The sequence below is a fragment of the Janthinobacterium sp. GMG2 genome (genome assembly GCF_033949445.1).
Lineage (GTDB): Bacteria > Pseudomonadota > Gammaproteobacteria > Burkholderiales > Burkholderiaceae_D > Janthinobacterium > Janthinobacterium aestuarii.
Window position 1 is genome coordinate 990,545 of the sequence record NZ_JAXAWA010000001.1, and the last position, 22,733, is coordinate 1,013,277.

At 63.9% G+C, this 22,733-nt stretch carries 25 protein-coding genes; 13 read left to right on the forward strand and 12 right to left on the reverse strand.

Features of this window, described 5'->3' with window-relative positions; genetic code table 11:
• The 12 genes from flgC to SKZ59_RS04515 all read left to right on the forward strand — a co-directional run bounded on the left by flgC (position 1) and on the right by SKZ59_RS04515 (position 12,404).
• Entirely contained in the window at positions 1–402 is a 402-nt protein-coding gene (gene flgC, locus SKZ59_RS04460) for a flagellar basal body rod protein FlgC (protein ID WP_034754081.1), read from the forward strand.
• A gap of 15 nt (positions 403–417) precedes the next feature.
• The gene (locus tag SKZ59_RS04465; RefSeq protein WP_070303621.1) at positions 418–1,116 is read left to right on the forward strand and encodes a flagellar hook assembly protein FlgD; all 699 of its coding nucleotides are present in this window, start codon (positions 418–420) and stop codon (positions 1,114–1,116) included.
• A 58-nt stretch (positions 1,117–1,174) separates the two neighbouring features.
• A complete protein-coding gene (locus SKZ59_RS04470; protein ID WP_034754076.1) occupies positions 1,175–2,722 on the forward strand; it encodes a flagellar hook protein FlgE in 1,548 nt (515 codons plus the stop codon).
• A gap of 60 nt (positions 2,723–2,782) precedes the next feature.
• Positions 2,783–3,526, forward strand: coding sequence for a flagellar basal body rod protein FlgF (locus tag SKZ59_RS04475; RefSeq protein ID WP_034787153.1), 744 nt, complete (start codon positions 2,783–2,785; stop codon positions 3,524–3,526).
• Between the two features lie 72 nt (positions 3,527–3,598).
• Positions 3,599–4,381: a flagellar basal-body rod protein FlgG gene (gene flgG, locus SKZ59_RS04480; RefSeq protein WP_034754070.1), complete on the forward strand. Its 783-nt coding sequence runs from the start codon at positions 3,599–3,601 to the stop codon at positions 4,379–4,381.
• Positions 4,382–4,431: 50 nt separating this feature from the next.
• Entirely contained in the window at positions 4,432–5,082 is a 651-nt protein-coding gene (locus SKZ59_RS04485) for a flagellar basal body L-ring protein FlgH (protein ID WP_319990940.1), read from the forward strand.
• A gap of 2 nt (positions 5,083–5,084) precedes the next feature.
• Positions 5,085–6,200 carry a flagellar basal body P-ring protein FlgI gene (locus SKZ59_RS04490; RefSeq protein WP_034754065.1) on the forward strand — a complete coding sequence of 372 codons (1,116 nt, stop codon included), beginning with the start codon at positions 5,085–5,087 and terminating at the stop codon, positions 6,198–6,200.
• 10 nt (positions 6,201–6,210) lie between these two features.
• The gene (gene flgJ / locus SKZ59_RS04495) at positions 6,211–7,137 is read left to right on the forward strand and encodes a flagellar assembly peptidoglycan hydrolase FlgJ (protein ID WP_070303623.1); all 927 of its coding nucleotides are present in this window, start codon (positions 6,211–6,213) and stop codon (positions 7,135–7,137) included.
• 88 nt (positions 7,138–7,225) lie between these two features.
• Entirely contained in the window at positions 7,226–9,193 is a 1,968-nt protein-coding gene (flgK, locus tag SKZ59_RS04500) for a flagellar hook-associated protein FlgK (protein ID WP_051991489.1), read from the forward strand.
• A 51-nt stretch (positions 9,194–9,244) separates the two neighbouring features.
• Positions 9,245–10,486, forward strand: coding sequence for a flagellar hook-associated protein FlgL (flgL, locus tag SKZ59_RS04505; protein WP_034754058.1), 1,242 nt, complete (start codon positions 9,245–9,247; stop codon positions 10,484–10,486).
• Positions 10,487–10,652: 166 nt separating this feature from the next.
• Positions 10,653–11,096 carry a MarR family winged helix-turn-helix transcriptional regulator gene (locus SKZ59_RS04510; protein WP_319990941.1) on the forward strand — a complete coding sequence of 148 codons (444 nt, stop codon included), beginning with the start codon at positions 10,653–10,655 and terminating at the stop codon, positions 11,094–11,096.
• A 48-nt stretch (positions 11,097–11,144) separates the two neighbouring features.
• Positions 11,145–12,404: an MFS transporter gene (locus SKZ59_RS04515; RefSeq protein ID WP_319990942.1), complete on the forward strand. Its 1,260-nt coding sequence runs from the start codon at positions 11,145–11,147 to the stop codon at positions 12,402–12,404.
• Between the two features lie 9 nt (positions 12,405–12,413).
• Here SKZ59_RS04515 and SKZ59_RS04520 read toward each other — a convergent pair whose 3' ends face one another.
• The gene (locus SKZ59_RS04520) at positions 12,414–13,310 is read right to left on the reverse strand and encodes a LysR family transcriptional regulator ArgP (RefSeq protein ID WP_319990943.1); all 897 of its coding nucleotides are present in this window, start codon (positions 13,308–13,310) and stop codon (positions 12,414–12,416) included.
• A gap of 73 nt (positions 13,311–13,383) precedes the next feature.
• Here SKZ59_RS04520 and SKZ59_RS04525 point away from each other — a divergent pair, with 73 nt between their 5' ends.
• The gene (locus SKZ59_RS04525) at positions 13,384–14,028 is read left to right on the forward strand and encodes a LysE/ArgO family amino acid transporter (RefSeq protein WP_319990944.1); all 645 of its coding nucleotides are present in this window, start codon (positions 13,384–13,386) and stop codon (positions 14,026–14,028) included.
• Between the two features lie 9 nt (positions 14,029–14,037).
• Here SKZ59_RS04525 and fliR read toward each other — a convergent pair whose 3' ends face one another.
• The 11 genes from fliR to SKZ59_RS04580 form a co-directional block, all read right to left on the reverse strand.
• Positions 14,038–14,904 (reverse strand): flagellar biosynthetic protein FliR, encoded by an 867-nt coding sequence (gene fliR / locus SKZ59_RS04530; RefSeq protein WP_070303629.1) that lies wholly within the window; start codon positions 14,902–14,904, stop codon positions 14,038–14,040.
• A gap of 16 nt (positions 14,905–14,920) precedes the next feature.
• Positions 14,921–15,190: a flagellar biosynthesis protein FliQ gene (gene fliQ, locus SKZ59_RS04535; protein WP_034754044.1), complete on the reverse strand. Its 270-nt coding sequence runs from the start codon at positions 15,188–15,190 to the stop codon at positions 14,921–14,923.
• A gap of 9 nt (positions 15,191–15,199) precedes the next feature.
• Entirely contained in the window at positions 15,200–15,976 is a 777-nt protein-coding gene (gene fliP / locus SKZ59_RS04540; RefSeq protein ID WP_034754042.1) for a flagellar type III secretion system pore protein FliP, read from the reverse strand.
• The gene (gene fliO / locus SKZ59_RS04545; protein WP_319990945.1) at positions 15,966–16,553 is read right to left on the reverse strand and encodes a flagellar biosynthetic protein FliO; all 588 of its coding nucleotides are present in this window, start codon (positions 16,551–16,553) and stop codon (positions 15,966–15,968) included. The genes fliP and fliO overlap by 11 nt, the downstream gene beginning before the upstream one ends.
• Positions 16,550–16,984: a flagellar motor switch protein FliN gene (fliN, locus tag SKZ59_RS04550; RefSeq protein WP_034754038.1), complete on the reverse strand. Its 435-nt coding sequence runs from the start codon at positions 16,982–16,984 to the stop codon at positions 16,550–16,552. The genes fliO and fliN overlap by 4 nt, the downstream gene beginning before the upstream one ends.
• A 176-nt stretch (positions 16,985–17,160) precedes the next feature.
• Complete coding sequence (fliM, locus tag SKZ59_RS04555) at positions 17,161–18,147, reverse strand: flagellar motor switch protein FliM (RefSeq protein WP_034754035.1); 987 nt, start codon at positions 18,145–18,147, stop codon at positions 17,161–17,163.
• 6 nt (positions 18,148–18,153) lie between these two features.
• Positions 18,154–18,666, reverse strand: a complete 513-nt coding sequence (gene fliL, locus SKZ59_RS04560) for a flagellar basal body-associated protein FliL (RefSeq protein ID WP_034754032.1) — start codon at positions 18,664–18,666, stop codon at positions 18,154–18,156.
• A 186-nt stretch (positions 18,667–18,852) separates the two neighbouring features.
• On the reverse strand, positions 18,853–20,103 hold the full coding sequence (locus tag SKZ59_RS04565; protein WP_319990946.1) for a flagellar hook-length control protein FliK: 1,251 nt from the start codon (positions 20,101–20,103) through the stop codon (positions 18,853–18,855).
• A gap of 19 nt (positions 20,104–20,122) precedes the next feature.
• Positions 20,123–20,563 (reverse strand): flagellar export protein FliJ, encoded by a 441-nt coding sequence (gene fliJ, locus SKZ59_RS04570; protein ID WP_070303632.1) that lies wholly within the window; start codon positions 20,561–20,563, stop codon positions 20,123–20,125.
• Positions 20,564–20,595: 32 nt separating this feature from the next.
• On the reverse strand, positions 20,596–21,912 hold the full coding sequence (gene fliI / locus SKZ59_RS04575; protein WP_235194273.1) for a flagellar protein export ATPase FliI: 1,317 nt from the start codon (positions 21,910–21,912) through the stop codon (positions 20,596–20,598).
• Positions 21,913–22,001: 89 nt separating this feature from the next.
• On the reverse strand, positions 22,002–22,703 hold the full coding sequence (locus SKZ59_RS04580; protein ID WP_070303646.1) for a flagellar assembly protein FliH: 702 nt from the start codon (positions 22,701–22,703) through the stop codon (positions 22,002–22,004).
• Positions 22,704–22,733 lie beyond the last annotated feature (30 nt).

The window sequence follows — 22,733 nt, forward strand, 5'->3', positions numbered from 1 at the left end:
ATGTCGCTATTTAATATCTTCAATGTTTCCGGTTCGGCCATGAGCGCCCAGGCGCAGCGCCTGAACACGGTGGCCAGCAACCTGGCCAATGCCGACAGCGCCACCAGCGCCACGGGCGAAGCCTACCGCGCCAAGCAGGTGGTGTTCGAAGCCGTACCCATGGCCAACGGCGCCACGGCCGTCAAGGTGCAGAAGGTGATCGAAGACCCGTCGCCGATGAAGCTGGTCTACGACCCGAAGAACCCGCTGGCCGATGAAAAGGGCTACGTCACCATGCCCAACGTGAATACGGTCGACGAGATGGTCAACATGCTGTCGGCTTCGCGTTCGTACCAGACCAACGTGGAAACCATGAACGCGGCCAAGTCGCTGCTCCTGAAAACCCTCACCATCGGCCAATAAGGCTGACTGATCATTATGGCAACCATCGATACCAGCACCGCCACCGTCACCGACCTGATGGCGACGATGAATCCGAAGAAGAACACGGCCGCGAAAGGCAGCGTCGAGGAAGAAACGAACAAATTCCTGACCCTGCTGGTGACCCAGCTGCAAAACCAGGATCCGATGAACCCGCTGGACAATGCACAGCTGACGAGCCAGCTCGCCCAGCTGTCCACGGTGACGGGCGTCAATAAGCTCAATACCACCCTGGAAACGCTCAAGACCAGCTACCAGCAAGCCGAATCCATGCAGGCGGCCAATATCATCGGCCACGGCGTGTTGACGGCAGGCAAGAACATCACCTTGACCAAGAGCGCGGCTCTGCTGGGCGTGGATCTGGCGACGCCGGCCGACAAGGTCAAGGTCATCATCTACAACAGTACGGGCAAGGAAGTCCATTCCATCGACCTGGGCCCGCAGGACGCGGGTACCTTGCCGCTGGGCTGGAACGGCTCCACGGCCGAGCTCGACAAGGATGGCAAGAACATCGTGCTGCCTGACGGCGCCTACACCTTCTCGGTGGAAGCCACGCGCGGCGGCGCCAAGCTGACCGACGCGGCGGCGCTGATGTTCGGCTCGGTTGCCAGCGTGTCGACGGGCGCGGGTGGCGTGAAATTGAACGTGCCGGGTGTGGGCAGCATCACCATGGCCGACGTGAAACAGATTTTGTAAGCAAGCCGCTCATTTGTAGCGTAGACCCTCTACCCCTAATTTCTACCAGGAGAACACAATGTCTTTCCAACAAGGCCTGAGCGGCTTGAATGGCGCCGCCAAATCGCTGGACGTCATCGGCAACAATATCGCCAACTCGGCCACCGTGGGTTTCAAGCAATCGCAGGCGCAGTTCGCCGACATCTATGCCAACTCGCTGTATGGCGTGGGCGGCAACCAGCCCGGTATCGGCGTATCCGTGTCGCAAGTGGCGCAGCTGTTCAACCAGGGTAACCTGGAGAGCTCGTCCAATCCGCTCGACATCGCCATCAATGGCGGCGGTTTCTTCCGCACCAGCGTGAACGGCGCCATCCAATATTCGCGCAACGGCCAGTTCCAGGTCGACAAGAGCGGCTTCATCATCAATGCGCAGAAAGCCCAGCTGACCGGCTATCCGGCCGATGCGAACGGCAAGATCCTGGCCGGCGCCACCGTGCCGCTGCAGATCGACCCGTCCGACATGGCGCCGCAGGCGACCACCAAGGTCGATACCCAGGTCAACCTCGATTCCAACTCGGCCATGCCGACCGTGGTGCCGTTCAGTGTGGGCGAGCAAAAGTCGTGGACCAAGCAATTCCCCGTGCCCGTCTTCGATTCGCTGGGCAATGCGCACACCATGTCCAATTTCTACGTCAAGACGGGCACTAATACGTGGGATGTCTACACGGCCACTGACGGCAAGGAAATCACCAGCGCGAAAGTGGCGTCCGCGGCGCAGACCGATGCCGCCTCGCTGGCTGCGCGCGCCGCCTACCAGGCCGCCGTCACGGCCGTGCCGCTGGTGCCGGCCAATATCACGGCCGCCGCCGTCGCCTACGGCAATGCGGCCGGCGCCGCCGTGCGCACCGCCGCCGCCGCGGCCGGCGCCAGCCCCGCTCAGCTGGCCGCCATCAGCGCCACCTTTGGCAGCGCCGTGCCCAATGGCGTCAATTCCAGCCTGACGCCAGACCAGATCGACACCAATATTTCCTCGGTGACGGAGGTGCCCGCCGTGAAGTCGGCTTCGCTGGTGTTCAACAGCGTCGGCAGCCTGGACAAGGCCGCCATGCTGGGCCTGACGCCGCCGCAAACCTTGCCGGTGACGGTAAACCTGCCCGTCTTCCCCGCCACGGGCGCAAATGCGAACCTGGCGATCAAGGTCGACTTCACCAATTCCACCCAGCTCAGCTCGTCCACCAGCGAAAAGCGCACCGTGGCCGATGGCTACGCTGCCGGCCAGCTGAGCCGTTTCGTCGTGGGCTCCGATGGCGTGATCCAGGGCCAGTACAACAATGGCAAGACGCGCGACCTGGGCCAGGTGGTGCTGACCAACTTTTCCAATCCGAATGGCCTCGAACCGCTGGGTAACAATGCGTGGGCGGAAAGCTCGACCTCGGGCAGCCCCATGACGGGCGAGCCGAGCTCGGGCAACCTGGGCGACTTGCGCGCCTCGGCCGTGGAAGTGTCGAACGTGGACTTGACGGCGGAACTGGTCAACATGATCACGGCCCAGCGCGCCTACCAGGCGAATGCGCAAACCATCAAGACGCAGGACTCGGTCCTGCAGACTTTGGTTAACCTGCGTTAATGGTACCGGGGTCAGACCCGCCGGGTCTGACCCCAGCTTTCGTTTTGCACGGAGAAACACATGGACCGTCTCATCTACACCGCCGGCTCGGGCGCCAAGCACATCCTGGACAAGCAGGCGACCACGGCGAACAATCTGGCGAACGCCACCAGCACGGGTTTCCGTGCCCAGCTCGACTCGTTCCGCGCCGTGCCCGTGGTGGCCGACGGCATGATGCCGACGCGCGCCTTTGTCGTCGATTCGACGGTCGGTTCCGATTTCACGCAAGGGCCGATGCAGCACACGGGCCGCGCGCTCGACGTGGCTGTGGAAAACGGCGGCTGGATCGCGGTGCAGTCGGCCGACGGTTCCGAAGCCTACACGCGCAACGGCGCCTTGAAGCTCAATGAAAACGGCATGCTGCAAACGCAGTCGGGCCTGATGGTGCAGGGCGATACGGGCCCCATGGCCATTCCGCCCGGCGTGACGGTGGCCATCGCCAGCGACGGCACGGTGGGCACGATTTCCACGGACGTGCCGCCAGGCCCGTCGACAGTGCTGGGACGCATCAAGCTGGTCAACCCGCCCGAGCAGCAGCTGGTGCGCGGCGACGACGGCCTGTTCCGCCTCAAGGATGGCACGGTGGCGCAGGCCGACCAGGCCGTCAAGCTGACCACCGGTGCGCTGGAAGGCAGCAATGTCAGCCCCGTCGACTCCATGGTCAGCATGATTGCCCTGGCGCGCCAGTTCGAAACGCAAATGAGCTTGTTGAAGAATGCCGAGAATAACGCGGCGAAAGCCACCCAGATCCTCGCTTTGAATTGATGGGGGCCACCGCATAATGGTCACATAGAAATAGTCTACAGAGCTGACTAGCGCTGTTATTGGAGAAAAATCATGATTCGTTCCCTTTGGATTGCCAAAACCGGCCTGGAAGCGCAGCAGACGCAGATGGACGTGATCGCCAATAACCTGGCCAACGTCAGCACCACGGGCTTCAAGAAGTCGCGCGCCGTGTTTGAAGACTTGCTGTATCAAAATGTGCGCCAGCCGGGCGCGCAATCGTCGCAGCAAACCCAGCTGCCATCGGGCTTGCAGATCGGCACGGGCGTACGCACCGTGGCCACCGAACGCATCCATACGCAGGGCAATCCCCAGGCATCGGGCAATTCGCGCGACGTGATGGTCAACGGCACGGGTTTCTTCCAGGTGCTGATGCCGGACGGCGCTACGGCCTACACGCGCGACGGCTCGTTCCAGACAGACGCCAACGGCCAGCTCGTCACCTCCGAAGGTTTCGTCATCCAGCCCGCCATCACCGTGCCGACCAATGCGCTGAGCCTGACCGTGGCGCGCGACGGCACCGTGTCCGTCACCTTGCCCGACACCGTGGCGCCATCGCAGATCGGCTCGCTGCAACTGACCACCTTCGTCAATCCGGCCGGCCTGGAATCGAAGGGCGAAAACCTGTACATGGAAACGGGCGCCTCGGGCGTAGCGCAAACCAATACCCCGGGCACCAACGGTGCCGGCGTGCTGATGCAGGGCTATATCGAGACGTCGAACGTCAACGTGGCCGAGGAAATGGTCAACATGATCCAGACGCAGCGCGCCTATGAGATCAACAGCAAGGCCATCACCACATCCGATCAAATGCTGCAGAAATTGTCGCAACTTTAATTTTCATAGTCGTCATGCCATCCGCCGCCGGATGGCAGCGGAGGTTCGCCATGCAATACCCCATCATCACCCTGTTGTCCGCAGTCCTGCTGTCAGGCTGCGCCATCACGCCTACGTCCATCGTGCAATATCCGACCACCACGCGCGCACCGATGCCGGAACCCGTGGTTGCCAACAATGGCTCCATCTACCAGCCGTCGACCTACCGTCCCGCCTTCGAAGACCGCCGCGCGCGCCACGTGGGCGATACCATGACGATCGCCATCACCGAGCGCACGAATGCCGTCAAGGCGGGCGCCAGTTCCGGCAACAAGTCGGGCAGCGTGGGCTTCAGCACGCCGGGCATGCTGCAGGGCCGCCTGGGCGGCACCGTCTCGGCGAATGGCGCGACGAAATTTGCCGATGGCGACAACCAGTCCGCCAGCAACACGTTTTCCGGCGTGATCGGCGTGACGGTGATTGAAGTGCTGCCGAACGGCAATCTGATCGTCGCCGGCGAAAAACAGATCGCCATGAACAAGGGCACGGAATTCATCCGCTTCTCGGGCATGGTCAATCCGGACACCATCGGCACGGGCAACGTCGTGCCGTCGACCCAGGTGGCCGACGCGCGCGTCGAATACCGCACCAACAGCCAGATCGACCGCGCTGAAATGGCCTCGATGGCGTCGCGCTTCTTCCTCAGCCTGCTGCCTTTCTGATCATGGCAACGATTACTTTCCCCCGCTTTTTAGTCATCTGCGGCCTGGCTGCTTCCCTGCTGGCGCCCGTGGCGCAGGCCGAGCGTATCAAGGACCTGGCCAGCATCGCCGGCGTGCGCCAGAATCAGCTGATGGGCTATGGCCTCGTCGTCGGCCTCGACGGCAGCGGCGACCAGACCACGCAAACGCCATTTACCATCCAGAGCGTGGCGGCCATGCTGCAGCAGCAAGGTATCAACTTGCCGCAAGGCACCAGTTTGCAGCTGAAAAACGTGGCCGCCGTGATGGTGACGACGGCCTTGCCCGCGTTTGCCCAGCCGGGCCAGTTGCTCGACGTGACGGTATCGTCGATGGGCAATGCGAAAAGCTTGCGCGGCGGTACTTTATTGATGACCCCGTTGAAGGGCGCCGATGGCCAGGTGTACGGCATGGCGCAGGGCAACGTGCTGGTGGGCGGCGTGGGCGCGCAGGCAGCCGGCAGCTCCGTCGTCATCAACCACCTGAGCGTGGGACGCATTTCGGGCGGCGCCACCGTCGAGCGCACCGTGCCTTCGGCGCTGGGCGCCAACAACACGATCCGCCTGGAATTGAACGCCACCGATTTCGCCACTGCCAGCCGCGTGGTCGACGCCATCAACAGCCGCTACGGCGCCGGCACGGCCGCCGCGCTCGATGGCCGCGTGATCCAGGTGCAGTCGCCGGGCGGCAGCGACCAGCGCGTGTCCTTCCTGGGCCAGCTGGAAAGCATCGAAGTCAATCCGGCCCGCCTGGCGGCCAAGGTCATCATGAATGCGCGCACCGGTTCCGTCGTGATGAACCAGTCCGTGACCCTGGAAACGTGCGCCATTTCGCACGGCAACCTGTCCGTCACCATCAATGTCGAGCCGCAAGTGAGCCAGCCGGCCCCCTTGTCGGGCGGACGCACGGTGGTCACGCAGACGGCGCAGATCGATATCAAGAAGGAACCGGGCAAGGTCATGCTGGTCAAGGGCGGCGCCTCGCTGTCCGAGGTGGTGAAAGCCTTGAATGCCATCGGCGCCTCGCCGCAAGACTTGCTGGCCATCCTGCAGGCGATGAAGGCGGCCGGTTCGCTGCGCGCCGAACTTGAAATCATTTGATGGATACGCCATGATCAGCCAAACCGACCTCAGCAATACCGCCGCCTATGACGTCAAGGGCATGGATGGCTTGCGCCAGTCCGCCAAGGCGAAGGACCCCGCCGCCCTGAAAGAGGCGGCCACGCAATTCGAAGCCATGTTCATCAACATGATGATGAAAAGCATGCGCGAAGCGACGCCGCAGGACGGCATCATGGATAGCCAGCAAAGCAAGATGTACACCTCGATGCTGGACCAGCAGACGAGCCAGAACCTGGCCAAGCGCGGCACGGGCCTGGCGGACGTGCTGATCCGCCAGTTGTCGTCGTCGAACCAGGCACTGGCCGCCGATGGCGCCGAAGCGCCGTCGCCCCGTTCGTCGAGCATGGCGCAGGCGCTGGCCGCCTTCCGCCAGCAGCAGGGCGCCCTCACCGAGGGCGCGACCGGCGCCACCGGCACCGGCAAGACCCTGAGCGACAAGGCCAACGCCACGCAGGCGCCCCATGTGCGCGCCTTCCAGGAAAAGCTGGGCGTGCATGCGGAAGAAGCGAGCCGCGCCACCGGTATCCCGGCCAAGTTCATGCTGGGCCAGGCGGCGCTGGAAACGGGCTGGGGCAAGCGCGAAATCATCGCCCGCGACGGCAGCAGCAGCCACAACCTGTTCGGCATCAAGGCGTCCAGCGACTGGAAGGGCAAGGTCACGGAAGCCGTCACCACGGAATATGTGAATGGCAAGGCGCAGCGCAAGGTGGAGAAATTCCGCGCCTACGACAGCTATGCGGACAGCTTCAAGGATTATGCGCAGTTGATTACCAACAATAAGCGCTACGAAAAAGTACTGGCCAGCGCGGGCGACGCCAGTACGTTCGCCCACGGCTTGCAAAAGGCCGGCTACGCCACGGACCCGAATTACGCTGCCAAATTGACAAAAATTATCAAGAATTCGCTGGTCGGCTAGTAACTCGCCGTGCTCCCGTGCAGGCCGCGCGCTTCAAGTTTTCGCCGCGGCTGCCGTAAATACTCATGACAGTAACCAATAAGACACCATGACTTCGAATCTACTCAGCATCGGTAAGAGCGGTTTGCTTGCAGCGCAGGTGGGCCTGTCGACGACCGGGCATAACATCACCAATGCCAACGTGGCCGGCTACAACCGCCAGGTGGTGCTGCAGCAGACTTCGCAGTCCAACTATGCTGGCTATGGCTTCGTTGGCACGGGCACGGAAGTGTCGCAGATCAAGCGCCAGTACGACAGCTTCATGGCCACACAGGTCAATGCCGCGCAAAGCGCGACCAGCTCACTCGACGCCTATTACACGCAGATCAGCCAGATCGATAACTTGCTGGCCGATCCCACGGCGGGCCTGTCGCCAGCCATGCAGGATTTCTTCAAGGGCGTGCAGGATTTCAGCGCCAATCCTTCGTCGGTGGCGTCGCGCCAGGCGCTGCTGTCGAGCGCCGGCTCGCTCGCTTCGCGTTTCCAGGGGCTGAGCGCGCGCCTGACGGAGATCGGCGACGGCGTCAATTCGCAGATCACGTCGAATGTGACGGTCATCAATACCTACGCCAAGCAGCTCGCCGAGTTGAACAAGTCGATTTCCCAGTTGTCGGTCGACGCCAGCAACCAGCCCAACGATCTGCTCGACCAGCGCGACCAGCTGATCACGGAATTGAACAAATACGTGAAGGCGACGGTGCAGCCCGCTGCCAACAATACCGTCACCATTTCCATCGGCGCGGGGCAGCCCCTGGTGGTGGCCGACCGCAGCTTCGAGCTGGCGGCCACGCCTTCGCGCACGGACCCGAACCGCATCGAGGTGGGCTATGTCACGGGCAATACCGTGACCGTGCTGCCGGACAACTCCCTGACCGGTGGCTCGCTGGGCGGCTTGCTGGAATTTCGTAGCGGCACCCTGGACAATGTCCAGAACTCGCTGGGCAAGGTGGCCATCGCGCTGGCCAGCACCTTCAACGACCAGCACAAGCTGGGCCAGGACTTGAATGGCGCCATGGGCGGCGATTTTTTCAAGATTCCCGATCCCGTGATCGGCGCCGACCGTGGCAACAACACCAGCAGCACCACCGTGCTATCGGCCAAGGTCAGCGACCCGACCAAGCTGACGGCCAGCGATTACAGCCTGAAATATGACGGCAGCAACTATGTGGTGACGCGCGAGTCCGACGGCGCGCACACCATCATCAATCCGTATCCGCAAACGGGGCCGCAAACCATCGACGGCGTCGATTTCTCGATCTCGGGCACGGCCGCCCAGGGCGACAACTACGTCATCCGGCCGACGGCGAATGGCGCGGCCGGCCTGAACGTGCTGATCACCGACCGCAACAAGATCGCCGCCGCCGCGCCGATCGCCACGTCGGCGCCCGTGGCCAATACGGGCTCGGGCAAACTCAGCGCCGGTTCCGTCGACAAGGCCTACCTGACCCCGGGCAATGCCCTGACGGGTCCCGTGACCTTGACGTATGACAAGGCGACCACCTCGCTGACGGGTTTCCCGGCGGGCCAGGCGGTGACGGTCAAGGGCTTGAATGGCGCCACCACGACGTATCCGGCCGGCACGGCGAACATCCCGTATACGGAAGGCGACAACTTCAGCTTTGGCGGCATCAATGTCAGCATGACGGGCGCGCCGGCGCAGGGCGACACCTTTACCATCAAGCCCAATACGGGCGGCGTGGGCGACAACCGCAACGCCGCGCTGCTGGCGGGCTTGCAGACGAAGAACATCCTCGATGGCGGCAATGCCACGTTCCAGGGTTCGTATGCGCAAACCGTCAGCTTCGTGGGCAACAAGACGCGCGAAGTGCAGGTCAGCGGCCTGGCCAGTCTGGCGTTGCTGCAGCAGGTTAGCACCCAGCAGCAGGCCGTCTCCGGCGTCAACCTCGACGAAGAGGCGGCCAACCTGCTGCGTTACCAGCAGTCCTACCAGGCGTGCGGCAAGGTCATGCAGATTGCCAGTACCTTGTTCGACGTGGTGATCGGCCTGGGACGTTAATCAATTTTTGCCGCGACGTAGCGCGCGGCGGCTTTCTGGAAGGGCAGCATCATGCGCATCAGCACACGAATGATTTATGACCAGGGCAGCTCGCAGCTGAACAATCTGCAGGGCGCCTTGAACCGTACGCAGATGCAGCTGTCGTCGAACCGCCGCAATCTGACGCCGGCCGACGATCCGATCGCCTCGGCGCGCGCACTGGAAGTGACGCAGTCGCAATCGATCAATACCCAGTTCGTGACGAACCGTTCGAACGCGAAGAACTTCCTGTCGCAGGAAGAGCTGGCGCTGGGCAGCACCACCTCGCTGATCGCCGACGTGAAGGACCTGGTCCTGAAAGCCGGTAATCCTGCCCTGAAGGACGTCGACCGCGATACCCTGGCCAGGGAACTGGAAGGCCGGCTGACCGACTTGCTGGGCATCGCGAACACGGCCGATGGCGCGGGCGGCTACCTGTTTTCCGGCTATAAATCCACGACCCAGCCATTCAGCCAGACGCCGACGGGCGCCAGCTACGTGGGCGACCAGGGCCAGCGCGAACTGCAGGTGGGTTCGGCGCGCTACCTGGCCACCAGCGATTCCGGCGCCACCGTGTTTGAAAACAACCTGACGGGCAACGGCAAGTTCACCACGGCCGCCGCCGCCGCCAACTTCACGCGCGGCGGCTCGGGCGTGGTCTCGGGCGGCACGGTGACGGACCCGTCGGCATTGACGGGGCATAAATATTCGATCGACTTCAAGGTCACGGGCACGGGGACGGACGCCGTCACCACCTATACCGTCACCGACGCCACCCTGGGCCAGACGGTACCCAATCCTGCCGTGCCCATCCCCTACAAGGCGGGCGACGCCATCACCTTCGACGGCCAGCAAGTGAACATCACGGGCAAGCCGGCCGACCAGGACAGCTTTACCCTGGAGCCGAGCGCCAAGGAATCGTTGTTTACCACCGTGAAAAACCTGATCGGCGTACTGCGCCAGACGGGCAGTGGCGATGCGGCCCAGGCGCGCCTGACGAACGGCTTGAACGCCGCGCATAATATTCTCGACACGGCCTACGACAACGTGCTGTCCGTGCGCGCCGACGTCGGTTCCCGCATGAAGGAACTCGATTACCTCGACAGCGCCGGTGACGACCTCGACATCCAGTACGCCACCACCCTGTCGGACCTGCAGGACCTGGACATGGTGAAAGCCATTTCCACCTTCAGCCAGCAACAGGTAACCCTGCAGGCGGCGCAAAAAACGTTCACCTCGATCTCGGGCTTGTCGCTGTTTAACTACATCAGCTAAGAACGGGCATCGGCAGGATGACCGGCAAGCCGGGGCAGGGAGGATATCTCCCGCCCCGGCTTTTTTGCGTCCGTATTCTGGTCACTTCGGCAAGATATGCAGGCAAACTGTGCAGTCTTCCTGTATATCTGTTATAGTAGGGGCCGTTGATCCACTTTCGCTCCCCATGCACACGACACAAGAAGACCACGAACAAGTCCTGCAACTGGCCGGCGAATTGCGCATCCTGATCGGCAAATTGCGCCGCCGCCTGCGCGAAGAGGCGCACCTGGGGGATGTCAGCATGTCGCAGGCATCCGTGCTGAGCCGTTTGGAGCGCGACGGCCCCGCCACGGCCAGCAGCCTGGCCCGTGCCGAAGGCATGCGGCCCCAGTCGATGGCCGCCACCGTGCAAGCCTTGACGGAAGCGCGGATGGTGACGGGTTCGCCCGATCCAGCTGACGGCCGGCAAACGATATTGACCCTGACGGACAACTGCCGCGCGTGGATCGCAGCGAGCCGCGCCGCGCGCGAAGACTGGCTGGCGCGCACCATCGAAACCCGGCTCACGCCGGACGAAGTCACCGAACTGGACAAGGCGGTGGCATTACTCAAACGCTTGGCGGAGTGATCCGCTGAATTTTTCACCACGACCCCGGCAAGGAGCCCGCACGCCCAGATGAACAACACATTCCGTTCGCTACGCATTCCCAATTACCGTATCTGGGCCGGCGGCGCCCTCGTGTCGAATATCGGCACCTGGATGCAGCGCACGGCGCAGGATTGGCTGGTGCTCAGCGAATTGACGCAGCACAATGCCAGCGCCGTCGGCATCGTCATGGCCTTGCAATTCGGCCCGCAGCTGCTGTTGCTGCCCCTGACGGGCATGGCGGCCGACTTGCTGGACCGGCGCAAGCTGCTGCTGTGCACGCAGGCGGCCATGGGATTGCTGGCGCTGGGCCTGGGTTTGCTGTGCATCAGCGGCCTCGTGGAACTGTGGCATGTGTATGTGTTTGCTTTCCTGCTCGGTTGCGTGACGGCCTTCGATTCACCCGTGCGCCAGACCTTCGTTGCCGAAATCGTCGGCGAGGAAGACTTGACCAATGCCGTGGCGCTCAATTCCACGTCGTTCAATGCGGCGCGCATGCTGGGCCCGGCCGTGGCCGGCTTGCTCATCAGCAGCGTCGGCAGCGGCTGGGTCTTCATCATCAACGCCGTCTCGTTTGCCGCCGTGATCGGTTCGCTGTTGCTGCTGCGCGTGGAATTGCTGCGCCGCGCGCCGCGCCTGAAGGCCACGCGCGCCAGCCTGGGCGAGGGTTTCCGCTACGTGCGCCAGCGGCCCGACCTGATGGCCATCCTGCTGATGCTGTTCCTGATCGGCACCTTCGGCCTGAATTTTCCGATTTTCCTGTCGACCATGTCTGTGACGGCTTTCCATGCGGGCGCGGGCCAGTATGGCGTGCTCAGTTCCGTGATGGCTTGCGGCTCCGTGGCCGGCGCCTTGCTGGCGGCGGGGCGCGGCCAGCCCACCCTGGCCTTGCTGCTGGGCGCGGCCGCACTGTTCGGCCTGGCGTGCGCGCTGGCGGCCGTGATGCCCAATTACTGGCTGTTCGGCATGATGCTGGTGGTCATCGGCATTGCCGCGCAAACGTTTACCACCAGCGTCAACAGCAGCGTGCAACTGTCGACGGCGCCCGCCATGCGGGGCCGCGTGATGGCCATCGTGCTGGCCATTTCGGCAGGCGGCACGCCACTGGGCGCACCCATAGTGGGCTGGGTGGCCGACACCTTCGGCCCGCGCTGGGCGCTGGGCATCGGCGCTTTGTCCGGTCTGGCGGCGGCCCTCGTCGGCGTGCGCTATCTGGTCAAGCATCACCAGTTGCGCTTGAACGTCGACCTGCGGCGCTGGCGCTTCGCACTCAGCAGCGACCAGCGCTGACTCCAGCGGTCAGAGCGGCAGCAGATCCGTGCGGGCGGCGGCCAGGATGGCGTCGCTCAAGCCATCAAGCAGGCTCGACGCGGCGCGCGCCGTATGCCAGTGCAGGGGCACGTCCAATGGCGCGGCGGGCAGCAGTTCGACCAGGCTGCCATTATCGAGATGGGACTGGATCAGCGCCTGCGGATGTAAGCCCCAGCCCATGCCGGCCAGGGCGGCCGTGACGAAAGCATGCGACGAGGGCAGGGTGTGGCGCGGCAGTTCCACGTGCCGGTGGCACAGGCGCCGTACCCAGCGCGCCTGCAGCTCATCCTTGGCATTGAACACGAGGCTGGGCGCCAGCGCCAGGCTGGCGGCGCCCACGCCATGGGGAAAATACCGCCGCAGGAAGGCGGGACTGGCGGCCGCCAGGTAGCGCATGGCGCCCAGCGGACGGCTGTTGCAGCCGGAAGCTGGCCGGGCCGTGGCGCTGACGGCGGCCAGCACGGCGCCGCTGCGCAGCCATTCGGCCGTATGGTCCTGATCGTCGACGGCCACTTGCAGCAGCACCGGATGCGCGGCCCCGAAGGCGGCGATGGCGGGCGCCAGCCAGGTGGCCAGGCTGTCGGCATTCACTGCGATGGGCACGCTGGCGCGCGACATGCCCTGCGCTGCCAGCGCCGGCAAGGTGCCCTGCAAATCCTGTTCCAGCAGTTGTACCTGGTCCACGTGCTGGCACAAGCGCCGGCCCGTTTCCGTCGCGCGGCAGGGCTGGTCGCGGATGACCAGCGCGCAACCGACGCGCTCTTCCAGCAGGCGGATGCGCTGCGAAATGGCTGATGGCGTCACGTGCAAGGCGCGCGCCGCGCGCTCGAAACTGCCTTCGCGGATGACGGCGGCCAGTGCGGCGAGGGCGGCATAATCGAGCATGAATGAAGTTCTCCTTAACTGACTGTAGAAAAGGTAGTTTGCCTTCATTCCATGCGGCTGGCAAGATCGCCGCATGACACTCCCGACCGCCACCACACCACTCGTTTTTTCCGTCTTTCTCCAGGGCTTGACCCTGGGTCTGGGACTCATCGTTGCCATCGGCTCGCAAAATGCCTTTGTCTTGCGGCAAGGCTTGCGCCGCGAACACGTGGGCGCCATCGTGCTGTTTTGCGCGCTGGCCGACGCGGCGCTGATTGCCGCCGGCGTCCTGGGCATGTCCCGGGCGCTGGGGCAGCGTCCCATGCTGGCCAGCGCGCTGGCGCTGGGCGGCGCCATTTTTCTGGCCGTCTATGGTTGGCAAGCGCTGCGGCGTGCCCGCCGTCCCCAGCAGCTGCACGCCGCCGAGGGCGGTACCGGACTGGGCCTGGCTGCCATCCTGGCGCAGGCGGCAGCATTTACCTTACTCAATCCCCATGTCTATCTGGATACGGTATTGCTGGTGGGAAGTATCGGCGCCCAGCAGCCGGGGGCGCTGCGCGCCTGGTTTATTGCTGGCGCCAGCACGGCCAGCCTGCTGTGGTTTGCCTCGCTCGGCTATGGCGCGCGCTGGCTGGCGCCGTGGTTTGCGCGGCCGCGGGCCTGGCAAGTGCTCGATGGTTTGATCGGCGTGACCATGTTCGTACTGTCGGCGCTGCTGCTGCGCCACGCGCTGGGCTGATAGGTCTGATCAGCGCGCGGGCGGCAGCGGCGCCGGCGCAGGCAGTGCGGGACGCAAGGGGTTCGGCGGCGCCGGCGGTGGTGGCCGGTCGCGCATGGCAAAGCCGCGCGGCAGCAAACGCGCCGTTTCTATGCCGCGCAGGAACATGTTCTGGAAGGGCGTGGCCAGGTAAGGCAGGACCATGCCGATCACCAGCAAGCCCACGCCCAGGGTGACGGGAAAACCGATACCGAAAATGTTCAGCTGCGGCGCGGCGCGCGTCAAGATGCCCAGGGCCACGTTGGTCAGCAGCAGGGCGGCGATGATGGGCAGCGAAATTTGCAGGCCGGAACGGAAGATTTCCCCGCCCCAGGCAGCCAATTGCTGGAAACCGCCGCCGCTGATGGGGCTAGCCGAAATGGGCAGGCTGACAAAGCTTTCCGCCAGCGCCGCCAGCAAGACCAGGTGGCCATTGACGGTCAAAAACATCAAGGTGGCCAGCATGACGAGGAACTGGCTGATGGCGGACGACCTGCCCTTGGTTTGCGGATCAAAGAACGAGGCAAAGCCCAGGCCCATGGTGAGACTGCTGAGTTCGCCGGCCATTTCGATGGCGGAAAACACGATGCGGATGGAAAAGCCCATGGCCAGCCCCACCAGCATCTCTTGCGTGAGAATCAGCAAACCGGGCAGGGACATCGGGTTGACGGCCGGCAAGGCCGGCACGGTGGGGGCGATGATCATGGCCAGCAGCGCGCCCAGGGTCACCTTGACGGTGGCCGGCAGGGCCGCATTGCCGAACAGGGGGGCGGCCGCGATCAGGCCGAGGATGCGGCTAAGCGGCCACAGCAATGCTGCGATCCACGTATTGAGTTCGATGCTGGACAGGGTCAGCATGGCAACAGTGGCTGCACTAACCCACCAGGTTCGGGATGCCCGTAAACACCTGGCGCATGTAGTCGAGCATGACGGACAGCATCCACGGACCGGCCACGACGATGGCGACAAAGATGCCGACCAGCTTGGGAATGAAGGAGAGGGTCGCCTCGTTGATCTGCGTGGCCGCCTGGAAGATACTGACGATCAGGCCGATGATGAGGGCGACGAGCAGCATGGGCGCGGCCACCATCAGCGTGATTTCCATCGCATGGCGGCCCAGGGTCATGACGCTTTCGGGTGTCATCTGCTTCCCCTAGTAAAAACTCTGAGACAACGAGCCCAGCAGTAACTGCCAGCCATCGACGAGCACGAACAGCATCAGCTTGAACGGCAGCGAGATCGTGGCGGGCGACATCATCATCATACCCATCGACATCAGCACGCTGGCGACCACCATGTCGATGATCAAAAACGGGATGAAGATGGCAAAGCCGATCTGGAACGCCGTCTTCAGTTCACTGGTGACGAAGGCGGGCACGAGGATGCGCAGCGGCACGTCTTCCGGACCTTGCAGGGCCGGTGAGCGCGACATCTTGGCAAACAGGGCCAGGTCGGCCTGGCGCGTCTGCTTGAGCATGAAGGTTTTCAGGGGATCGACGCCCTTGTCCATCGCCTGCTGCATGGTGATCTTGTTTTCCTGGTAGGGCTGGTAGGCATCCGTATAGATCTTGTCGAACACGGGCCCCATGACGAACAGGGTCAGGAACAGGGCCAGGCCCACCAGCACCTGGTTCGGCGGCGCCGATTGCGTGCCGATGGCCTGGCGCAGCAAGGACAGCACGATGATGATGCGCGTAAAGCAGGTCATCATCAACAGGGCCGCCGGCAAAAAGGTGAGCGACGTCATCAGGATGAGCGTCTGCACCGGCAGCGAGTAATTCTGGCCGCCGCCCGGCGCCGGCGTGCTGTTGAAGGCAGGGATGCCAGGCTGGGCCATCGCCCACAGCGGCAAGGCCAGGGCAACGGCCGCCAGCAGCCAGGTCAGGGGAGTCTTCAAGGTGGACCACGCCATCTGCTGCTTATTTCCCATTGCGTTTTTCGATGGTCTGTTTCAGCCACTCGGAAAAATTGGCGGCCGCGGGGCCGTTTTGCGCCGTGGCCAGTTGCGGCAGATCGCCTTCCTGGCGCGGCATGGTGGCCAGCGCGTTGATCCGGCCTGGCGAGGCGCCGACGACGATCCACTGGTCGGCCACTTCGACGAGGACGATGCGTTCGCGTCCGCCCAGGTTGAGCGAGCTGACGACGCGCATCTTGTTGTTGCCGCCCATGACCTTGGGGCCATAGCGCTTCATGAACCAGGCCAGGCCGATCAAGAGGGCCAGCACGAACATCAGCGCGAAGATGGTTTGCAGCAAGCTGCCGGCCGAGCTTGCCGGCGCCATCGTCGCCGGTGCGCCAGGCGGCATGGCGGGCAGGGCGGCGGCAGGCGAGGTAGCCGGAGAAGCTGCTGGCGCCGCTGCGGCGGCAGGCGGCGTCTCGCTTGCCACTGCGGCGGAAGCGCTGGCGGCGCTGGCCGCCGGCGTGGATGCGGCTGGCGCTTCAGCCAGCGCAATGCTGCATGCCGCCATGAGCGGCAGCATGGTGGAAATCAACAGGCCAGGCTTCATTTATTCAATTTTCGGATGCGTTCGGAAGGCGTGATGATGTCGGTCAGGCGGATGCCGAACTTGTCATTGACCACCACCACTTCGCCCTGGGCGATCAGGCAGCCGTTGACCAGCACGTCCATCGGTTCGCCGGCCAGGCCGTCGAGCTCGACCACGGAACCCTGCGCCAGTTGCAGCAGGTTCTTGATGGCGATCTTGGTGCGGCCCAGTTCGACCGTCAGCTGCACGGGGATATCGAGGATGAAATCGATATCGTTGTGCGTTTCCGACTTCGACGCCTGCTTGGAAAAGTCCTTGAACACGGCGGCGCTGGCCGCGCTGGCCGTATTGGCGGCCTGGTTCTGCAGCGCTTCGGCTTCCGCCTTGGCCTGCTCGGCAATGGCCGCGCCCCAATCGTCTTCCGCGCTTTGGTCGTCTTGGTTGTCAGACATGTGTTTCTCCTGTTGTACAGAGTTGGCCGCCAAGCGACCAGTGTATATATTAATTGTAACGCCTGGCAAAACCGTAGCGAGCGGCAGTGATTTGTGGCTAAGAAGCGCAACCGTGCTGGAGCACGGTGAGCATCGCAGGCCGCAAAGCGCGACGCGCAGTAGGTTTGGTCAGGTGTTTAGTGGTTGTTCATGTTATCGGCATTGGCGAGGAGTTTCTCCACCTTCAATGCATATTGTCCGTTCAGCACGCCGTACGTGCAATCCATCACGGGCACGCCATCGACGGTGGCGGCGATCAGTTCCGGAATATTCAGGGGGATGATGTCGCCCACCTTCATGTTCAGGATTTCATCGAACGAGACGCGCGCCGTGCCCAGCGAGGCCACCAGCTCGACTTCGGCGATCTGGATCTGCTGCGTCATCAGGCGGATCCAGCGCTTGTCCACTTCCAGCGCCTCGCCCTGCAGGCTCGAGGTCAGCGAATCGCGGATCGGCTCGATCATCGAATACGGCATGCAGAAGTGAATTTGTCCGGAAACGGAGCCCAGTTCCACCGTAAACGTGGATGCCACCACTACCTCGTTCGGCGTGGCGATGTTGGCGAACTGCGTGTTCATTTCCGAACGGATATATTCGAATTCGACGGGGAAGACCGGTTCCCACGACTTGGTATAGGCTTCGAAGACGATGTCGAGGATGCGCAGGATGATGCGCTGCTCCGTCTGCGTAAAGTCGCGTCCTTCGACGCGCGTATGGAAGCGCCCGTCGCCGCCGAACAGGTTGTCGACCAGCAGGAAGACGAGGCCCGGATCGAAGACCATCAGGGCCGTGCCGCGCAGCGGCTTCATGTGCACCAGGTTCAGATTGGTCGGCACCACCAGGTTGCGGATGAACTCGCTGTATTTCGACACGCGCACGGAACCGACCGACACTTCGGCGCTGCGGCGCAGGAAGTTGAACAGGCCCACGCGCAGCAGCCGGGCGAAACGCTCGTTGATAATTTCCAACGTTGGCATCCGGCCGCGCACGATGCGCTCCTGGGTTGCCAGGTTGTAGGTACGAACTCCCGTGACATCTTCCGGCGCCTGTGCGTCGTCCTGGTCTCCGTTGACGCCCTTCAGAAGGGCATCGACTTCTTCCTGGGAGAGGAAATTATCGGCCATGGCTGCTTATTGAATGATGAATGCGGTAAATAATACGTCCGTCACGTCCTGCTCCGGCCCTTTGTCCTCGAACGGCTGGTTCACCTGATTGATGATTTCGGCCGCCAGTTGCTGCTTGCCTTCCACGGTATTGAGTTCGGACGCCTTCTTGCCCGACAGCAGCAACAGCAAGCGGCTGCGCACTTTCGGCATGTTCAGCTTGATGGAATCCATTTCTTCCGGGCTGCCCACTTGCAGGGTAAACGCGATCTGCAGGTATTGCTCGCCATTTTCCGGCTGCAAGTTGACGGTGAACGCATCGACGGGCACGAATACGGGTGGACCTGCCTTGGAAGCGGCATGTTTTTTCTTGCTGGGCGCCGATTCTTCTTTATCGGCCTTGCCATGCAGGAAGTACCAGGCGGCACCGCCACCGATGCCGCCGGCCACCAGCACCGAGGCCAGCACAATGATCAGAAGCTTCTTTTTCGAGGCGCCGGCGGGAGCCAGGCCTGCATCTGCTTTCGGATCTGCTTTCATTTTTGGATTTGCTTTCAATGGTACTCGGGTGCATGGAAGTGGATCACGACGCCATTATGTCATTATCGGCAAATTCTGCGCAGAAGGATGCAGTGAAAAGAGGGCGGAAGCGCCCTCAACTCGCTGTTTTTATACGAAAAGTTATGCCGTGGGGCGCGCCTGTGGCCTGCGGACGACGAATTGTCCTCAGGCAAAGGTATCCACGGCACTCAGGCTGGCCCGGCTGCGTCCGCCCGTCGCTGGGGCGATGGCGATCTCGCCACCGGAAGTGCCGCCGCCCTGGCCATTGCCACGGCGTTCGCCCGAGGCGGCGCGTTCGCCATTGTTTTGCTGTTCCGGCGTGCCGGCCGAGACGGTGGCGCTGCCGAAGGCGATGCCCGCTTCGCTCATCATTTCGCGCAGGCGCGGCATGGCCGCTTCCAGCGCCTGGCGTACTTCCGGCTGGGCCGACATGAAGGCGGCGTCGGCCTGGTCATTGGTCACCGTCAAGACCACTTGCACGGGACCCAGGTCGGGCGGATTCAGGGTCAGGGTGGCGCTCTGGTCGCCACCGGCCGCCATCCACACGACTTTCTGCCCCAGTTGCTGGTCCCAGGCTGGCGAGCCGACCCGGCCCGTCAGCTTGTCGGCCGGCACGGCCAAGGCGGCGGCAGCCTGCTGCAGCGCGCCTGGCTGCAACTGGGCCGCCAGGCGGCTCAGGTCGGCTGGTGTTTCCTTGCGGATCGGTTCGGCCACGGCGGCGCCCGCCTTGGCGGTGGCTGCCAGCTGGGCGTCGATGGCCAGCTTGCCCGGTTCGGCCTTGCCTGCCGGCACGCCGGTGCCTGGTGTGGCGGCCGCCTTGCCCTGGGCCTGGCCCAGGCTGTCGGCAAAGTCGCCGCTGTCCGCTTGCGCGATGACGGCGGCCTTGCCGCTGCCCTGGCCGGCTGCCAGCAATGGTCCCGTTGCCAGGCCCTTGCCGTCGGCCTTGACGCTGGAACGCGCGGGCAGTTCCGGCATGGCCTTGGCCGCTGGCGGCTGGATGGCCAGCTGGATGTTGCCCACGAGGGCCAGCATCGCGGCGGCCGGATCGGCTGGCGGCGCTGTTTCGGCGGGAACGTTGGCCTCGGCGACGGTGCTGTCTGTGGCGGGGGGGGCCGCCGCTTCGGTGGACTGTGCTGGCGGTTGTTCGCTGCTGGCGGCCTGTTCTGTGCCCGCTTGCGCCGGCTTCGCTTCATTGGCGGGCGCTGGCGTGGCGGCGGGGCTGGCAGGACGCGCCGCCGGTGCTGCCGCTTGCGTTTGCGCCATATTTCGGCTGGCCTGGCGTTGCTCGATTTGGCGGTTCAGGGTGCGCTGGAAGTCGCCCGCCGTGCCGTTGGTGGACGGCTGGCTGCGGTTGGCGGCACCCGGCGTGGCGTTCGGCGAGATAATCTGGGAAATCGGGGTTGGCTGGGTTTGCATGATGCTGCCTTAGTGTTGCTTAGCGTTTGTAATAGGCTTGTCGCGCCGCGTGCTCATCCATTGCTTTCTGGTCGCGCTTGTTTTCCAGCTTCAGCGCCTGTTCCTGCGCCCGGTTGTTCAGGGTGGTGTACGACATGCGCTTGCGTTCGGCCAGCTGCCAGCGCATCTTTTCATTGTCGCTGCGCGCTTGCGCATGCTCGACCACTTGCTGCTGGCCCATGATGGCGCTGTCGAGCTTGCCCATGAAAGCCTGGAAATTGCGGTAAGCCATCGGCGTGATGCCGCTGCTCATGCTCGCCTCGAAGCGCTTGGCATAGTCGTCGCGGTAGCCGGACAGCATGTCGAGCTTCTGGCGGCAATCGTCGAGGGCTTTCAGGGCCGCGCCCAGGCGCTTGGCGCAGTCGTCCGTTTCGCGCTGGGCAAGGTCGATCAGGGTTGCAAGTTGGGAAGGAGAAGCCATGGCTGATTATATTCCCGCTATGCAAGTCCTAATCAGTCGAATAGAGCGGTAAGTTGCCCCAAGCTCTCGTCCATGCTGACCCGCTCCGTGATTTGCTGTTGCAAAAACGCCTCGATCTTTTCATGCAGGGCGATGGCCTGGTCCAGCACGGGGTCGGTGCCGGCGCTGTAGGCGCCCACGCTGATCAGGTCGCGGCTGCGTTCATAGCGCGAATACAGCTGTTTCAGCTTGCGCGCCTGCTGCTGGTGCTCGTGCGTGGTGATCGAGTGGGCGGCGCGCGAAATCGATTGTTCGATGTCGATGGCCGGATAATGGCCCGCCTCGGCCAGGCGCCGGTTGAGCACGATATGGCCGTCCAGGATGGCGCGCGCCGAGTCGGCGATCGGATCCTGCTGGTCGTCGCCCTCGGTCAGCACGGTGTAGAAGGCCGTGATCGAGCCGCCGCCTTCCTCGCCATTGCCGGCCCGCTCCACCAGCACGGGCAGCTTGGCGAAGACGGACGGCGGATAGCCCTTGGTGGCGGGCGGTTCGCCGATGGCCAGGGCGATTTCGCGTTGCGCCATGGCGTAGCGGGTCAGCGAATCCATGATCAACAGCACGTTCTGCCCCTGGTCGCGGAAATACTCGGCAATGGCCGTCGCATACGCGGCGCCTTGCAGGCGCATCAGCGGCGGCGTGTCGGCCGGCGCGGCCACGACGACGGAGCGGGCCAGGCCTTCGGCGCCCAGGATTTGCTCGATGAATTCCTTTACCTCGCGGCCCCGTTCGCCGATCAGGCCGACGACGATCACGTCCGCTTCCGTGTAGCGGGCCATCATGCCCAACAGCACGCTTTTACCGACGCCGGAACCGGCGAACAGGCCCATGCGCTGGCCACGGCCCACGGTCAGCATGGCGTTGATCGAGCGCACGCCCACGTCCAAGGTGTCGACGATGGGCGCGCGCCCCAGCGGATTGGCGGGACGTACATTGATGGGGGCGCTGTCGACCGTGTGCAGGGGACCGAGCTGGTCGAGCGGCCGTCCCGCGCCATCGAGCACGCGGCCCAGCAGTTGCGGCCCCACGGGCAAGTGGCGCGCGCGGTCGCTGGGGCGGCGGCGCGGGTGCGCCACGCTGCCGGGGCGGGGGATGGCCGGTTCGACGGAAAACACGCGCGTGCCGGGCACGATGCCCTCGACGTCGCTTTGCGGCATCAGAAACAGGCGTTCGCCTTCAAAGCCCACCACTTCCGCCTCGACCCGGCCGCCATTCGGCAGCGGCACGGTGCAGGCGGCGCCGACGGCCAGGCGCAAGCCTACGGCTTCCATCACGAGACCGGCCACGCGCGTGACCCGGCCTGAAATTTGCATCGGTTCGACAAAGCCGACGACGGCCGAACAGTCGCTCAGGTAGGCGCGCCAGCGCGCCGCATGGGCAGTGGGGCCTTTGACGGGCTCGCTCACGGCGCCAGCCAGTCCAGGTCTTTGCCCAGCGCATGCGTCAGGCGCTGCCAGCGGGTGGATGTCTGCGCGTCGATCTGGTTGCTGGCCGTGTCGATCTTGCAACCGCCGCGTTCCACGCTGGGGTCTTCGATGACACGCCAGCCGCCCTTGTCGAGCTCATCGCCGATGCCGTCGCGCACCACTTGCGCGTCTTCCGGATTGAGCATCAGCAAGGCCGGTTGTTGCAGCACTGGCAAGTATTCAATGGCTTCGCGCACCACGGGCAGCATCAGTTCGGGGCGCACGGGCAAGGCAGTTTTCAGCATGCCCTTGGCCAGCTGCAGGGCCAGTTCCATCACGTCGTTGGCGATCAGTTCGTCTGCCTGGTGCACGGCCGTGCCGAAGTCGACGGCGATGGTTTGCAGGTGCGCCAGTTCCACGGCGGAGGCCGCCTTGCCTTGCGCATACGATTCGGCATGGCCGTCGGCATGTCCGGCCGCATGGCCTTCCGCATAGCCGGCCGCGCGGCCTTCCTCGAAGGCCGTGGCGCGCGCTTCCTCGCGGATGGCGTCGAGTTCTTCCTGCGTCGGGTATTCGAGCGGCGGGGCCAGCTCTTCCTCGTGCAGTTCGGCAAACGGATCGAGCTCGGGCTCGGGATCCGGTTCCAGCAGCTTGCGCGCCGCCACCACGCTGGGACGCTCGTCGCCAAACGAGGTCATTTCCCAGCGCTGGTAGGCGGTTTGCTGCTC

Bases quoted from the DNA above. Each gene is read 5' to 3' on its own strand.
- flgC (WP_034754081.1), top strand. From the start codon at position 1: ATGTCGCTATTTAATATCTTCAATGTTTCCGGTTCGGCCATGAGCGCC.
- SKZ59_RS04465 (WP_070303621.1), top strand. From the start codon at position 418: ATGGCAACCATCGATACCAGCACCGCCACCGTCACCGACCTGATGGCG.
- SKZ59_RS04470 (WP_034754076.1), top strand. From the start codon at position 1,175: ATGTCTTTCCAACAAGGCCTGAGCGGCTTGAATGGCGCCGCCAAATCG.
- SKZ59_RS04475 (WP_034787153.1), top strand. From the start codon at position 2,783: ATGGACCGTCTCATCTACACCGCCGGCTCGGGCGCCAAGCACATCCTG.
- flgG (WP_034754070.1), top strand. From the start codon at position 3,599: ATGATTCGTTCCCTTTGGATTGCCAAAACCGGCCTGGAAGCGCAGCAG.
- SKZ59_RS04485 (WP_319990940.1), top strand. From the start codon at position 4,432: ATGCAATACCCCATCATCACCCTGTTGTCCGCAGTCCTGCTGTCAGGC.
- SKZ59_RS04490 (WP_034754065.1), top strand. From the start codon at position 5,085: ATGGCAACGATTACTTTCCCCCGCTTTTTAGTCATCTGCGGCCTGGCT.
- flgJ (WP_070303623.1), top strand. From the start codon at position 6,211: ATGATCAGCCAAACCGACCTCAGCAATACCGCCGCCTATGACGTCAAG.
- flgK (WP_051991489.1), top strand. From the start codon at position 7,226: ATGACTTCGAATCTACTCAGCATCGGTAAGAGCGGTTTGCTTGCAGCG.
- flgL (WP_034754058.1), top strand. From the start codon at position 9,245: ATGCGCATCAGCACACGAATGATTTATGACCAGGGCAGCTCGCAGCTG.
- SKZ59_RS04510 (WP_319990941.1), top strand. From the start codon at position 10,653: ATGCACACGACACAAGAAGACCACGAACAAGTCCTGCAACTGGCCGGC.
- SKZ59_RS04515 (WP_319990942.1), top strand. From the start codon at position 11,145: ATGAACAACACATTCCGTTCGCTACGCATTCCCAATTACCGTATCTGG.
- SKZ59_RS04520 (WP_319990943.1), bottom strand. From the start codon at position 13,310: ATGCTCGATTATGCCGCCCTCGCCGCACTGGCCGCCGTCATCCGCGAA.
- SKZ59_RS04525 (WP_319990944.1), top strand. From the start codon at position 13,384: ATGACACTCCCGACCGCCACCACACCACTCGTTTTTTCCGTCTTTCTC.
- fliR (WP_070303629.1), bottom strand. From the start codon at position 14,904: ATGCTGACCCTGTCCAGCATCGAACTCAATACGTGGATCGCAGCATTG.
- fliQ (WP_034754044.1), bottom strand. From the start codon at position 15,190: ATGACACCCGAAAGCGTCATGACCCTGGGCCGCCATGCGATGGAAATC.
- fliP (WP_034754042.1), bottom strand. From the start codon at position 15,976: ATGGGAAATAAGCAGCAGATGGCGTGGTCCACCTTGAAGACTCCCCTG.
- fliO (WP_319990945.1), bottom strand. From the start codon at position 16,553: ATGAAGCCTGGCCTGTTGATTTCCACCATGCTGCCGCTCATGGCGGCA.
- fliN (WP_034754038.1), bottom strand. From the start codon at position 16,984: ATGTCTGACAACCAAGACGACCAAAGCGCGGAAGACGATTGGGGCGCG.
- fliM (WP_034754035.1), bottom strand. From the start codon at position 18,147: ATGGCCGATAATTTCCTCTCCCAGGAAGAAGTCGATGCCCTTCTGAAG.
- fliL (WP_034754032.1), bottom strand. From the start codon at position 18,666: ATGAAAGCAGATCCGAAAGCAGATGCAGGCCTGGCTCCCGCCGGCGCC.
- SKZ59_RS04565 (WP_319990946.1), bottom strand. From the start codon at position 20,103: ATGCAAACCCAGCCAACCCCGATTTCCCAGATTATCTCGCCGAACGCC.
- fliJ (WP_070303632.1), bottom strand. From the start codon at position 20,563: ATGGCTTCTCCTTCCCAACTTGCAACCCTGATCGACCTTGCCCAGCGC.
- fliI (WP_235194273.1), bottom strand. From the start codon at position 21,912: ATGCAAATTTCAGGCCGGGTCACGCGCGTGGCCGGTCTCGTGATGGAA.
- SKZ59_RS04580 (WP_070303646.1), bottom strand. From the start codon at position 22,703: ATGACCTCGTTTGGCGACGAGCGTCCCAGCGTGGTGGCGGCGCGCAAG.